This window comes from Arthrobacter sp. GAS37, from assembly GCF_044908325.1.
Taxonomy (GTDB): domain Bacteria; phylum Actinomycetota; class Actinomycetes; order Actinomycetales; family Micrococcaceae; genus Arthrobacter; species Arthrobacter ramosus.
This window is the reverse complement of the sequence record NZ_JBIYDB010000005.1, coordinates 42,227-56,245: the sequence shown is the minus strand read 5'-3', so window position 1 is coordinate 56,245 and position 14,019 is coordinate 42,227. Positions and strand designations below refer to the sequence as shown.

10 protein-coding genes are annotated in these 14,019 nt (G+C 60.1%); 7 read left to right on the top strand and 3 right to left on the bottom strand.

Annotated features, from left to right (window positions below; genetic code table 11):
• Positions 1 to 3 precede the first annotated feature (3 nt).
• Positions 4 to 2,349, bottom strand: coding sequence for a LuxR C-terminal-related transcriptional regulator (locus ABH924_RS06475; RefSeq protein ID WP_404497732.1), 2,346 nt, complete (start codon positions 2,347 to 2,349; stop codon positions 4 to 6).
• A gap of 901 nt (positions 2,350 to 3,250) precedes the next feature.
• Here ABH924_RS06475 and ABH924_RS06470 point away from each other — a divergent pair.
• Positions 3,251 to 3,898, top strand: a complete 648-nt coding sequence (locus ABH924_RS06470) for an excalibur calcium-binding domain-containing protein (RefSeq protein WP_404497731.1) — start codon at positions 3,251 to 3,253, stop codon at positions 3,896 to 3,898.
• A gap of 367 nt (positions 3,899 to 4,265) precedes the next feature.
• On the opposite strand, the gene ABH924_RS06465 is transcribed toward ABH924_RS06470, so the two are convergent.
• On the bottom strand, positions 4,266 to 4,469 hold the full coding sequence (locus ABH924_RS06465; protein ID WP_028266315.1) for a cold-shock protein: 204 nt from the start codon (positions 4,467 to 4,469) through the stop codon (positions 4,266 to 4,268).
• A 353-nt stretch (positions 4,470 to 4,822) separates the two neighbouring features.
• Here ABH924_RS06465 and ABH924_RS06460 point away from each other — a divergent pair, with 353 nt between their 5' ends.
• Genes ABH924_RS06460 through ABH924_RS06435 form a run of 6 tightly spaced genes read left to right on the top strand, consistent with a single transcriptional unit; the run spans position 4,823 to position 12,261 of the window.
• On the top strand, positions 4,823 to 6,265 hold the full coding sequence (locus tag ABH924_RS06460) for a DUF3375 domain-containing protein (protein ID WP_404497730.1): 1,443 nt from the start codon (positions 4,823 to 4,825) through the stop codon (positions 6,263 to 6,265).
• Positions 6,262 to 6,888 (top strand): DUF4194 domain-containing protein, encoded by a 627-nt coding sequence (locus tag ABH924_RS06455; RefSeq protein ID WP_234751166.1) that lies wholly within the window; start codon positions 6,262 to 6,264, stop codon positions 6,886 to 6,888. Before ABH924_RS06460 ends, ABH924_RS06455 begins: the two co-directional genes overlap by 4 nt.
• Positions 6,885 to 10,292 (top strand): ATP-binding protein, encoded by a 3,408-nt coding sequence (locus ABH924_RS06450; RefSeq protein WP_404497729.1) that lies wholly within the window; start codon positions 6,885 to 6,887, stop codon positions 10,290 to 10,292. Before ABH924_RS06455 ends, ABH924_RS06450 begins: the two co-directional genes overlap by 4 nt.
• A complete protein-coding gene (locus tag ABH924_RS06445) occupies positions 10,282 to 11,556 on the top strand; it encodes a Wadjet anti-phage system protein JetD domain-containing protein (RefSeq protein WP_404497728.1) in 1,275 nt (424 codons plus the stop codon). The genes ABH924_RS06450 and ABH924_RS06445 overlap by 11 nt, the downstream gene beginning before the upstream one ends.
• Positions 11,557 to 11,602: 46 nt before the next feature.
• Positions 11,603 to 11,872 carry a type II toxin-antitoxin system Phd/YefM family antitoxin gene (locus ABH924_RS06440; protein WP_234751163.1) on the top strand — a complete coding sequence of 90 codons (270 nt, stop codon included), beginning with the start codon at positions 11,603 to 11,605 and terminating at the stop codon, positions 11,870 to 11,872.
• The gene (locus tag ABH924_RS06435; protein WP_404497727.1) at positions 11,869 to 12,261 is read left to right on the top strand and encodes a type II toxin-antitoxin system VapC family toxin; all 393 of its coding nucleotides are present in this window, start codon (positions 11,869 to 11,871) and stop codon (positions 12,259 to 12,261) included. Before ABH924_RS06440 ends, ABH924_RS06435 begins: the two co-directional genes overlap by 4 nt.
• Before the next feature lie 370 nt (positions 12,262 to 12,631).
• On the opposite strand, the gene ABH924_RS06430 is transcribed toward ABH924_RS06435, so the two are convergent.
• Positions 12,632 to 13,618 carry a DUF2599 domain-containing protein gene (locus ABH924_RS06430; RefSeq protein WP_404497726.1) on the bottom strand — a complete coding sequence of 329 codons (987 nt, stop codon included), beginning with the start codon at positions 13,616 to 13,618 and terminating at the stop codon, positions 12,632 to 12,634.
• Positions 13,619 to 14,019: the final 401 nt, after the last annotated feature.

The window sequence follows — 14,019 nt, the reverse complement described above, 5'->3', positions numbered from 1 at the left end:
GGCTCACTCCGAAAGCCGCTTCTCGCGGAACGGAGACGAATCCCGGACGAGGTCAAAGAGGGCGGTGCGGGAGGGGCTTCCGGTCTTGCGCAGCGCGTTGGAGACGTGGCTTTCAACGGTCCTGATACTGATTCCCAGATGCTCGGCGATCTCGGGGTTGGAGCGATGACCGGCCAGGGCTGCGATCTCGATTTCCCGGACCGTCAGGGGCGAGTAGCTTCCGGAGCTAAACGCTACGGGTTCATCCTCCGAGGGAAATCGTGTCGCGAACATGGAGTACGCCCGGTCCATCGCTGCCGCGCCGATGGTGTCGTCCACGAATGCATACCGCTTGAAAGCACCGCGAAGCAGCATCCGTACCTGGTAGAAGTCGACGTCGGGCTCGTAATGTTCGAGCAGCACGCCTAGCATTACGTGGTCGTCCTCCACTACCGCGGCAGCAATGGCCAAAAGCTGATCATGTGAAGTGGAGGAGGCATGCTCTTTCAAGGTCTGCCGAAGGAGTTCGAGAACCTTACGGCCGGGGAGCAGGCACGTGAAGAACAGCGCGGAATGGATCGCCTCGAGGATATAGCCACGTTCGAGCTGCCGTTGAATGAGTTTCGCGGCCTTCCCGTCGAATACAGCTGGGATAAGGGGCCGCGCGGCGACGAGTTCGTAGACTCCTCTCGCGGTTCCGGGAAGTGGGCCGATGTCTTCAGCTTCGCGCCTTGCCTGGGTGGCAAGGGTCGCTGCAGGCAAGATCGCGGACGTCGCCGTCCTCAGTCCAGCGAGCCTAAGCATGGCGTCGTGGAGGGAAGCCACCAGGAAGCCCGGCCGCCCCATGGCAAAGATACTGCCCATGAGGTATTCGGCATCGTCGAAATAGCCGCGGTAGGTCAGGGCTTGGGCAGCCACATAGGTGTTGGAAACCATCCCGAATTGGTCCAGGTTGCGCCGGGCTTCTGCACGCTGGTCAAGCGCAAACACAATTGACTCCTCAATCCGCCCCGAGCTGAACAATGCCATTCCGCGGATGAACGGTTCGATTCCCGGGATGCCTCTTAATCCGCCTGGAGGCTGGATGGCTTGGAGCGCGGCGGAAGGGTTGAATCGGTAGAGTTCCAGGATGCCCCGGATGCTGGATATGACACCGCTTTCAGGGTGACGATCGTCTAGCCGCGCGAAGATTTCGTCGAGGTTCTCCGGCATTCGATCGTAGGATGCCCTGAGGAAAAGTTCCGCGGCTTCGGCTTCTGCGGACCATTCGGGACGTTCCTTCCCGAAGCTCCTGAGGACGCCGGCTGCAGAATCCAGTCCCTTGCCTTTATGGATCGCCCAAAGCGCTTTGGTAAATGCCAGGAACAGCAGATCGCACGATTCTCCCCCAGAGGTCAACGTCTGCGCGATCACGCGCTCAATTCTCGATGCGTCAATGGGCGATCCCCAGTAGACGCTCAGGAGTGCGACCGCATTCGACACCGATCTGTCGGCATCCCACCGCTCGTAGCGATGCCGCTCCAGGACGGAGATTTGCTCATGAAAATGGCGCGCCGTGGCCGCATCGTCGGAGCTCCGTTCAAGGCGCAGCGCGGCCAGGACCCTCATCAGCGAATCGGCCGAGTTGAGGTCAATGCGGGATTCCTGCGGCAAACCACTGAGGGCTCGTGTTATTCGACTCTTCAGGACCCGCCTGCTTGTGAGCACCCTTTGACCGCGGAAATAGTCGGCCAGGACCGGCGGGGTGATCGAAGCGCAGACAGTGTTGTGGAGATCTTCCGTGACGGAAATGAGGCCGCGCTGTTCGAGCCTGTCGAGAACGTCGGAATGGACTACCTGTTGCAGTACATCGAGGGGCGTCGTCCCGGCGATGGCCATGGCTTGAAGGCCAGTGAGTTCGTCGGGTTCAAGTCCTTCGAGGAGGGATTCCACCGTGCCATGGAGGTGCTCGTTCCACAGGGTGTCGCCTGTCATGTGCCATTGACCACGGCGGAGGACAATCAAGCCACTGAGGGAAGCAGTTTCCGCGATGCGAACCACAAGCCGGGGGTTCCCCGCCGATTTCGTCAGGATCCGGGCAGTGGTGTCGGCGTCCGCAGGAGCTCCCAGAATGTCGGTGAGGAGCTCGTTCACCTGCTCGTAGCGAAGCGGATTCAAGTGAACCCTGGCTTCCGGGCCGGGGCTGAGCACCGCAGGCTGTGCCATCGAGTAGATGGAAGACTCGTTCATGGTGACGATCATGGGCCGTTTTGTCCGACGCCGGACGGCGTCCAGAACCGCTACAGTCTCCGCGTCGACGAACTCGAGGTCATCGACTACAAGCACGCGCTCCCCTGGCCTGGAGAGTCGGCTTGCCAGGGTGTCAGCCACACCTAGAACTCCCAATTGGCCTATTCGAATATCCAGGCTCAGGCTATGTATTCCACCAAATGGTATTCCGCGATGTGAGCGGAGTCCCGAAATGGAGTAAACCGTTGCTCCGGTATTTTCCAGATCGGCGATAGCCTTTTGCGCGACACTCGTGCGGCCGCTGCCAGGCGCGCCGACAATTCGAACCATCATTCCGCGAGCAACGTAGTCCAGCGTTCGCCGAACTTCCTGATCGAACACTCGCGATCCAACTTTCTCTGATGTGCTGATCCAGCACTCTCCGGGCCTAGGTGGTGCGAGGTCCAGACGATTCAACTGTTTCCTGCCCAAAGCCGGGTTGGGCAGGCGGACTCCCAAGCACTCCCGCGGAATCCCCCGGGTGCGCTGACGAACCTCGTTCCAAGGGCAACCGTAAAGTCCGAAACCGCCATCTAAGTGTGGTTTTGGCGAAACTCAGTGTGCGCAGGGAGGCGTCTACGTGTACCGACGTGGGGTTTTGTTCCGCATCTCCGTGTGCGCCGGCGAAATCTCAGTGTTCCCCCGGCGTCCAAGGTGGTGAGGTTTGGCGGTGGTTTTTCCATGGCTCTCCTGGTGGTGGTCTCTTGCTTTCGACGGTACGGGGGTTTCGTGGCCGCCTCTAGATCGAACCTCGCACATGTGGATATTTATTCGAATCATCTTTTTTCGGATCGAACATATTTTCTACTGGCGGCCCGGCTCCGTGCTCTTGAGCGCCTCGTCAAGAGGCCATCTCATCTATGTGGACAACTTCTTCTTTTCTCGCATTTCAGATGCTAGGATCTGCTCACATTCGCGTCAAAAACTGAATCATTGGGGGCAATTTATGAATACTCGCGCGCCTAAAAACAACTGGGAATTAAAGCACGCGTCACACGACTTCTTGAAATCTCGCAAAGCCGGCTTCAAGGTCTTCGCCATCGTCACGTCAACAGCCGCAGCACTCTCCCTTGCCGCGTGCGGCGGAACTAGCCCGACAATTTCGCAGGCCGGCGCCACCCAATCGGCTTCGGCTTCGGCTTCGGCTTCGGCTTCGGCTTCGGCTTCGGCGACTCCCACCCCAACACCGACGCCGACCGCGCCAAAATCAGTGTCCTGCGTGACGGAGAACGCAACAGAGAGCTATCCACCCAAGCAGTTCATTTGCACCAAGTCGGACACGGGAGTCCTGCTCTGGATGGAAAGCTCAGAGTCCAAGCGAGTGACGGATGCACGTGCGGCAGCAACCGCAGCGGCGGCGAAGACGGCGGCAGACAAGGCTGCATCTGACAAAGCGGCTGCCGATGCCGCAGCAACTCAGGCAGCGGCAGCTCAGGCAGCGGCCCAGGCAAAGGCTGACGCCGATGCTGCCGCAGTGAAGGCACAACAAGACCAAGCCCAGGCCAGGCAGGTACAGCCGGTCGCGCCGTCGTCCGTTTACTATGCGAACTGCACGGCCGCCCGGGCCGCCGGCGCCGCACCTATCTATAGGGGTCAGCCAGGTTACCGGCCTGCGCTGGACAGGGATAACGACGGCATAGCCTGCGAATAGGCATAAAAAAGGGGTTACACAGGACAACCTAGGGACACCGTCGGATTCTGCTGGATCATTCTCTTCGCTGAAGTTGCCGGTCCCGTGATTGCGCGGGCCCGGCAATTTGTCCATTCGAATGATTGGGCAGAATCCCTCATCCGGGCGAAGACGATCCCCGGACGGACATGACCAAGCCCAGGGCCGAGCGCTACAGCAAAAGCTGGGCGACACGCCAAATCCCTGGCGACACCTGTATTCAGGTGTCGGCAGGGATCTAGCGCATCCCCGGATAATTTGCGTGTCGCGAAGTAGTCACTCACCCCGGAAATAGGCGCAAAAAAGCAGGGCCGGTCATTGACCGGCCCTGCTTTTTGAAATCCGAAGCTTAGAGAGCCTGGATGTTTACTGCCTGGGGACCCTTGGGGCCCTGCTCGACATCGAAGGAAACCTTCTGGTTCTCTTCGAGGGAGCGGTAGCCGCCCGAGTTGATTGCAGAGTAGTGAGCGAAAACGTCCTGGCTGCCATCTTCCGGGGAGATGAAGCCGAAGCCCTTTTCAGAGTTGAACCACTTGACGATACCTGTAGCCATTTTTTCAGTTTCCTTACTGAAGGTGGAGGTTGTCCCGACTGTCGGGCCTCCGGTGTGGGGTGTTCTCCACCGTTACTTCAGAAGGTCGCGGTTGATGAACCGCGGGAACTGCCTGAACTACCAAATGCCAAACACAACAACAGCTACAAGCATACAGGCCTTTGGGCGGATGGCTACTATTTGTCAAAAACCTTCATCTGCCGCGCGCCGTAACGCGCGCCGTAAACTGGACGGCTGCACACGGGCTGACCCCAATAATGTCCGGGACCTCGCTTAGCCTAGAACCACGGGATGCAGCCGTTGAAGTGGACCTTGCATGAACGCGGCCGGCATCGCTGGAACCAGAGGATCATATGGATTACTACGCAATAAATTCACTGCGTGAAAACCATGCAGGATGGGCCTTGCTTCGCGCCCAGAACGCTCCGCTGGCTGTGCACTTCTTCATGGCCGCGTTTACCGGCCCCAACCAACGGAACATCGGCCGGCAGCAACTCATCGACATTCTGGAGGATGTGCTGTTCGGCGTCCGCGAGTCCTTCGGTGAAGGCAAATTTCCCCGTCAAGCGTCGGAATACCTCGACGATTGGGCCGATCCGGAGCGGGCCTGGCTGCGGAAATACTACGTTCCCGGCGAGGACGAACCCCACTACGATCTCACCGCCGCCGCGGAAGACGTGGTGCGGTGGGTCGAGAACCTGCGCGGGAGGGATTTCGTGGCCACTCAGTCCCGCCTGACCAGCATCTTCGCAGTACTCAAGACGCTCGTTCAGCAATCCGAGACAGACCCGGAAGTGCGATTGGCCGAACTCCAGCGCCAGCGTGACGGGATCGACGCCGAAATGCAGCGCCTACGCGAGGGCAACATCAAGGTCATGAGCGCTCCGGAAGCACTGGACCACTTCCAACAGCTGACCACTTTGGCCAAAGACTTGCTCTCCGACTTCCGTGAAGTCGAACAAAACTTCCGGCGGCTGGACCGCCAGGTGCGCGAGCAGATCGCCACGTGGGATGGCAGCCAAGGGGAGCTCCTCGACTCCATTTTTGCCAACCAGCAGGATATTGGCAGCTCCCTGCAGGGGCGCACCTTCCAGGGATTCTGGGACTACCTCATGTCCCCACAACTCCGGACGGAGCTACGGGACCTTCTTCAGCGCGCCACGCAGATCGAAGCCCTGTCCCGCATGGACAATCTCCATGCCGTGGCGAACCTCCACCAGGACTGGCTGCCCGCCGTCGAGCAGACACAAGCCACTGTCCGCCAGCTGTCCCAGCAAATGCGCAGGCTCCTGGACGACAAGGTCTTCCTGGAGAACAAGCGGATCATGCAACTGATCCGAAGCGTCGAGTCGACCGCCCTCACCACCCGCGCCCAACCGCCGTCGGGCATTTTCATGGAGATCGCCGCGCCGTCGGTGGATGTCGCGCTGCCGTTTGAGCGTCCCCTCTACGAGCCGGGCAGCAGGGTCCTGGTGATGGACGACGTCGTCACTGCCGACGACGCCGATGTTGACGCCGGCGCCCTGTTCAGCCAGTTCTATGTGGACAAAGAGCACCTCAAGTCCCACATCGATGCGGTCCTGGAAGACGCGGACCAGGCCACGTTGGCTAACATTACCGCCGCCTATCCCCTGTCGCAGGGCCTGGCGGAGCTGGTTGCCTATTACCAATTGGCTGCCGAGTCGGAATGGGCGAACATCAACCCGGAGGCGACCCAGCAACTGTCCTGGTCCCTGCCGGACGGAAGCATCCGCGAAGCGACAATCGATCAAATCATCTTTGTGAGGCCTGCATGAACACCATCATGGAACTGGACACCCGCACTCCCGAGGAACTGCCCGGCGTCGTCACGAGGCTCTTCAAAGGCGTGGTCTATTCCGAAACCGACGAGAAGATCTGGCAGTCGCTTCTGGCCTTGGCCTCCCAGGTCCGCGACTATGTTGCGGTCCTCGGACTGGACCTCATCCTGGACGAATCCGAAGGGTACGCCTTCCTCAAATCGCGCGAGGACCCGGATGTCACGCTCCCCCGGCTTATCCCCCGACGCCAACTGACCTTCGATGTCAGCCTGCTCCTGGCCCTCCTGCGTGCCCGGATGCTCGAGTTCGACACGAATAGCAGCGAGACCCGCCTCATCATGACGGAGCAGGAAATTGCCGACATGGTTTCGGTGTTCCTGCCCGAGTCCAGCAATGAAGCCCGGATCCTGGACAAGCTGGGTGCCAACATCAAGAAGGTCGTAGAGCTCGGTTTCCTGCGGAAATTGCGAGGAGAAACCGGCACCTACGAGGTGGCGCGCATCCTCAAGGCGTACGTGGATGCCCAGTGGCTGGAAGAGTTCGACGCCCGGCTGGCTGACTACCGCCGCTCACTCACGGGGCAAAAGCCCGCAGTTTCAACGGAAACGGACGACGCATGACCACCGAGCTGCAGGACGGCCTCTTCAGCTTGGACGAGCTCCCGGCTGGGCAAAAAGACGACGACGGCGCCCTCCCGGGCTTCCGGCTGCACCGCCTGGAGCTGCTCAACTGGGGGACATTCCACGGCGGGGTCCGCATGTTCCGTTTGGATGGTGCCAATAGCCTTCTGACCGGGGACATCGGTTCGGGGAAGTCCACAGTAGTTGATGCGATCACCACTCTCCTGCTCCCTGCCAATAGGATCGACTACAACAAAGCCGCTGGCGCCCAGAAACGCGAACGCACGCTCATGTCGTACGTTCGCGGCTTCCACAAGAGCACGCGCAGCACCGGCGGCGAATTCTCCAAACCCGTGGCGCTCCGGGCACCGGGAGCCCTCACCGTAGTCCTCGGCGTCTTCCACAACGCGGTCCTCAATAAGTCCGTCACGCTTGCCATCACCCTCTGGACCATGCAAGAAGCGGGCCAGCCCAGCCGTTTCTACTCGTTGGCCGAAACTGAGCAGTCCATTGCGGAAGACTTCGCCAACTTCGGGCAGGATCCGGCCAAGCTGAAAAAGAAGCTTCGTGCCGCGGGCGCGGCCGTCCATGACACCTTCGACCCCTACGCCGCGGCTTTCAAGCGTCATTTCGGCATCAGCGGCAACCAAGCCATGGATCTGTTCCACCGCACTGTCTCCATGAAACAGGTGGAGAACATCACCCACTTCGTGCGGACCAACATGCTCGAGGACGATGACGTGAAGTCGCGCATCGACAACCTCATCCACCACTTCGACGACCTCAAGAAGGCCCACGAGGCCGTGCTGAGGGCGAAGGACCAGATCGGCTTGCTGAAGCCGATCCGTGACGCTGCCGCAGTGCATGAGCAGCTGAGCGGCGAAGACGCCCTCGCCCGCCAGCAGCGCGATCAGTTGCATCCGTGGTTCACGGATCAGCAGCTGACGCTGAGCCTGGAACACCAGCGGGAGCTGGAAAACACCGGGGTCAAACTGCTGGAGGACAGCACCCAGCTCGGCGCGGACATTTCGCGGCTGCGCCATGAACTTTCAGTGGTCCAGGAGGACATCCGCACCAACGGTGGGGGTCGGCTCGCCGCGATCGACGCCGAGATCGCACGGCTTGAGGACGAGTCCCGCTCCCAACGCAAGCGCTTCGAGCAATACTCAGCTGCCGCCGTCGAACTGGGTCTGAGGATGCCGGAAGACCGTGTGCTCTTCGACGCGAACCGGGCGCGTTTTGGCGAGGTGGAACAGGAGCTTGTTGCCGAATCCAGTGTGCTGCAGGAACGCCGCACCGGATTGACTTTGGAGCGGTCTGAACTCAGCAGCCGCAAGGCAGACATCGACGCCGAACTGGCTAGCCTGCAGTCCCGCCAGACCCTGCTGCCGCTCGCCCAACTCGAGCTCCGCCGTCGGCTGTGTGAGGGAATCGGCGTCGCGGAAACCGTCCTGCCTTATGCCGGCGAACTGCTGCGGGTGCGCGACGGCGAGTCGGAATGGGAGGGCGCAGCGGAAAGAACATTGCGTGGTTTCGCGTTGTCCCTGCTGGTCTCCGCAGAGCACTACCCGGCGGTCAGCAGTTGGGTGGATTCCAATAACCTCCGAGCCAGGTTGGTCTACCTGAAGGTCGGAGATTCGAACGCGGCGCGGCCCACCGAAGCAGGGACACTGGCGGCGAAAATCGCCATCAAGCAAGGTACCCCCTTCCGCACTTTCCTTCTGGACGAACTCAGCACCCGGTTCGACTATGTCTGCTGCGAGACCATGGAGGATTTCCGCCGCTACCCCAAATCCCTGACGGTCAACGGCCAGCTCAAGGGCGGCAGGGGCAGGCATGAGAAGGATGATCGCCGGGATCTCGCGGACCGGCGCAATTACGTCCTCGGTTGGGATAACCATGACAAGATCACCCGTTTCCTCGCCGAGCGGGACGACGTGGACGGCAAGGTCAGCGTGGTCGAAACCCAGCTGCACAAAGTGGACGTGTCCCTCGGCTCTCTCGTGCGCCAAAACCAGCAGCTCGGAACAATCCGCTCTGTGGCCGATTTCGCCGAGATCGGCTGGCAACTGACCGCGCGGCGGATCGAGGATCTCAAGGCGGAAAGGAACGAACTCCAGTCGGCCAGCAGCGTGCTGCAGCAGCTGACGGCCAAAGAAACCGAGGTGACCGGGAAGCTCGGACGCTTCGAGGAGAAGTCCAACAAAATCCAGCAGCGGCTCGGTGCCAATGAGAAGGACGCCAAAGATATCGCTGCGGCGATCGAGGAATGCCGCCTGGCGCTGCTGGAGCATCCGCTGACCGACGACGACGCCGTGCTGGCCGCCGTCGCTCGGCTCGCCGCCGAGGTGCTCGGCGAGAAAACACTCACCTACAAGAACACGGGCACCGCCGAGAGCTCCGTCCGATCGGGGCTGACAGCGTCGATCGATGCGCTCACGAAACGCATCGCGACGGCGGCCGCATCTACCGTTCGCTTGATGACGGAGTTCCGCGGCAAGTACCCCAACGAGACCACCGACATCGACGCCTCGCTGGAAGCAGCCCCAGAGTTCAACCGGTTGCTTGAGCAGCTGGAGAAGGACGATCTGCCGCGTTTCGAGGCGCGCTTCAAGGAGTCGCTGACCCAGAACACCATCCACGAGGTGGTGGCATTCAACGCCTTCCTGGACAGCCGGCGCCAGGACATCGTGAATCGGATCGGTGAAATCAACGTGTCCTTGGCGGGGATCGAATACAACCCGGGCAGACATATCCAGCTGGAGCATCAGAGCTCAACCGACTTGGACGTGCGCCAGTTCGGGATCGACCTGCGGGCCTGCTCGGAGGGGACCATCGGCGACGAAGACCAGTACTCGGAGCAGAAGTACCTGCAGGTGGAGAGGCTGATCGAACGCTTCCGTGGACGGGAGGGCTACACGGCACTCGATGAACGTTGGACAGCCAAAGTAACGGACGTGCGGAACTGGTTTACTTTCTCAGCCTCGGAAAAGTGGACGGAGACCGGTGAGGAATTCGAGCATTTCACCGACTCAGGCGGAAAGTCGGGCGGCCAGAAGGAAAAACTGGCCTACACAATCCTCGCGGCGGCGTTGGCGTTCCAGTTCGGGCTCGCATCAGGAAAAGGCGTGGCGAAGGGTGCGGCGAAAGGACGCAGCTTCCGCTTTGTGGTCATTGACGAGGCGTTCGGCCGCGGCTCGGACGAGTCCGCGCGGTACGGCCTGGAGTTGTTCCAGCGCATGAAACTGCAGCTACTGATCGTCACGCCGCTACAAAAGATCCACGTGATCGAGCCTTTTGTAGCACACGTGGGCTTCGTAGCGAACACCAACGGCAACGACTCCCAGCTCCGCAACATGACCATCACGGAATACCGCGAGGAACGGGATCGCCGTGCCGGCTAAAAACACGGGTGCGTCCCGGACCTGGACCACGCTGGCGGGGCTGCGTTCGCTCTCTGCTGCGACGTGGGAGCGCGGGCAACTGTTACGCGAGGCGCTGGAACCAACGGAAGCGTACCCCCGCCGTCGTGCGCTCAAGCGACCCTCGGCCGCCGAGCTGCGGGACGACTATGCGGCCGCGCGGGAGTGGGCAACCGAGTTGTTCGCCTCGGTGGGGACCTACACTTTGGAAACGGTCGACGTCGGGCGCACCACGATCGGTTCCAACCACCTTCCCGCCGCGGCAGTGTTCGCGAGGGTCGAGGACGAGGTTGCCTTCGTGGGTAAGACACAGGAGCTGGGGCAGTTCCGTTCGCTGGCCGAACGGCTTACCGGAGTGGATCCGGCACTAAGTACCTGGGCTATGAAACGCCCCCTTCAACTGTTGGCTCTGGGTGATGCCGCCCTGAGCGCTGCGCGGGTAGCGCTGTGGCTGAGGGCGAATCCCGGACCCGGGATCTATCTAAGGCAACTGAGCCTTCCCGGAGTCCACACGAAGTTCATCGAGACTCATCGACGGATCATTGATGAAATGCTGGCCGTACTGCAGCACAGGCCGCCAGAGGACGATCAGCCGGGCCAAAGCGCGGCCGCGGACGGTGCTGCTTCGGACGAAACTGACGGCCTGCTGCTTAACCCGATTGCGCGCACACCGGCAGCCCGCTTCGCTGAGCGTCATGGTTTCCTGCATCCGCCAGAACTTGTGCGCTTCCGGCTGCTGGACCCCGAAATTCCGCTGTTGGGCGATGCTCGCGACGTTATGGTCACGGCAGAGGCTTTCAGTACGCTCCGGCTACCGGTCACCTCTGTCCTCGTCACCGAAAATCTGGTGAACTTCCTTGCCCTTCCGCATCGGCCACGGTCCTTGGCGTTGTTTGGCGCCGGCTATGGATTTTCGTCACTGAGGGACGTGGAGTGGATGCGGGATTGTGAGGTCCTGTACTGGGGAGATCTGGACACACATGGCTTCCGGATCCTGGATCAGCTCCGCGCTGTTCACCCACACGTGTCCAGCGTTCTCATGGATGAGGCGACACTGCTCGCCCATCGCGAGGCGTGGAGTGTGGAAGTGTCACCGTCACGGGCCCAATTGGCGAGGCTCACCCCGGAGGAGGCGGAGGTCTACGAGTCGCTGGGAAACAACCGCTACGGAAACGACGTCCGCCTGGAACAGGAGCTGATCCGTTGGGACTGGGCGCTGGAACGGATTGCTGCTGGGCCTGTCTAAACGAAATCCCGCCTCCAGGGCAGTGCTACGATTGCTACGGAGGCAAATGATGACCACGATCCCGCACCGCGAACTCCGCAACAACAGCAGCAAGATTCTGGAGCGCGTCAAAAACGGCGAAATCATCGACGTGACCAACAACGGGGAAATTGCGGCCACCCTCATTCCGCCTTCCGCTTCGCCGTTCGAGCGGCTGTTGCAGTCGGGCGGCGTCCGCCCTGCTGGCGAGAGCCCCGTGGATTTTAGGCTTGTGCCGCGCATCAAGAGTGCGATGAGCAGCTCGGGCATGCTCGCCGATCTGCGTGGCGATCGGTGATCACTTATGTGGACACTTCCGCGATCCTCAAGCTGGTGGTCGACGAACCGGAATCCCCCGCCGTCGCTGAGTATCTTTCGACTGCGGCCTCAAGCGGAAACCGCCTCGTCGCGTCGATGCTTCTCTACACCGAGCTTCATTGCGTGGCGCGGCGGCGGAGACTGGGCTCAGAGCCAGTCAATACCGTCCTGAGCGGCATCAACCTGGTGGACATCGCCCGTTCCGATCTGATGTATGCCGCCGCACTTCCCGGCCGGCTGCGGAGCGCGGATGCGATCCATCTGGCAACCGCGATCAGGCTCCAAACTGATCTGCTGGTGGCCTACGACGCCGAGCTCCTCGCCGCTGCTGTTGACGCCGGCGTCACCGTCCTCTCGCCTGGAAAGTAGCCCTTTCGTCTGCCGTAAGTGCTCATCGCGAAGTCTCGATCGACCGCAAATTTACTGCCGGCGACTGCGAATTCGAACGAGGATAATTATCGCGACGACTCCCGCTATCAAGCACGAGATTGAGCCAGCCGCCAAGAAGTACTTCTCGATCAGCGTCATTCTCGTAAGTTCAAGATAGTCGTCGTAAGGAATCAGGCCGATCTTTGCGTCATGCTGCGAGTATCGTACGAAGTACGTCAAGAGGCTAACGGCTGAAACGGCGGCGCCTATAATCGCGATTGTGATTGAAATCTTTAAAGCAGTTTTCATCTTGGATGCCGTCACGAAGGCTTCCCCCCTCTCATAGTCGCCGAGTAAATATCATTTCGTCCTAACGCCAAATGGATCCCCAACCACCTTCCGGGTAATTACAATTGTATCGTGCCATTCTTAACCAATTCCAAGCAGGCCGCCATGACTCGAGATTGTACTCGGGTAGTGAAAGTGGCAGGCCGGCGATATGGCAATAGAACTGCTGCTCAATTGAATCGGTCCAGCGCCATGAATCGGCCCCCATCTTGGATCGGACCTCGTCGCGGTGCGCCCACCAAGTCGTAGCGTTCGAAAACGTTACTCCCCAGGCGGTCGGCGTAACATTCACGGTCCAACCGCCATTCCTGCTGTTCCACCAGGGCCGATGATAAAGGTCCACACCAAGCCATGGATCCGACACAACGGGGTATTGGACGCCAGCCCTACGATGCTCTACTTTCTGTATCAGTTTAGTGCCGTGCACTTCGTAGCGAGTCGGTATCGCCTTTCCTGCTGAGTCCTTCGCCCATGGGGCAGAGAAGCCACCTAGGAACTCGCCTGCCTGATCGGTTGCAACCACGAATCCGGCGTCCGTCACTTCCAATTTCGCCGCCGACGGCAGCTCGACAGGGTATGCAAACTCCGTCGGCGACTCGGGTCCTGATATTGTCGTAGCAATCTGAACTGAACCGTCCGTCTTAGGTATAACGGTCGTTGCATCCCTGCCATGAGGGTACGTGACACCAACCGAGCCTCGAATGCCTTGTGAATCCGACGAAGCAGGCAGTCCAACCTTGATCTTTGTGGCGTCACTCTTCAATTCCACAAATCCATCGCCCGTAGTCGGGAACGAAATCTCATTTCCTCCCGCCGAGACATACTCGACGCCATTTCTGACTGAGACCACCCGTTCCAGGAGGGCGGCGTGATTTTTTAGTTCCGGAGCGACTGAAATCGCACCGTCCTCCGATTGAGGCGGAAGTGCAGGTGATGGAGCGATACCGCACACTAAAAGTGTTGCCGTAAATCCGATTGCAAAAAGGCTTCTTCTTAAGGACGTTTTCATGCTTCTCTCTCTCATCGATTTGTGATGACGGGCTTAGAATCAGCGGCCGAACCAACACTTCCATCTGGTGCCCACCAGTCTCGTAATCCCCACTATCAGTGCAAGGAAGACTAGCGCCGGAACTGGCGCGTGTGTGGTGAAAAGACACTAATTGAGTACTCGAAGAGCCCAATTTGAGTGTCAATTGGGGGCAGTCTGTGAACTCACTCGGCGGGGCGTGTGAGTGTTCGGGGGTCGCACCCGGACAGTTAGAGGCTGCCCGCCTTCAGCACGGCTCGCCAGATAGCTTGAGGCTCTATATGAAGATCGCAGCGGCTAGGAAGTACCGAGGATCGTCCGAAATCTCGGCCGCTGCAAATTTGCAAGGCATCTGTCTTCTCTCACCAAAACATCAGGTTCCC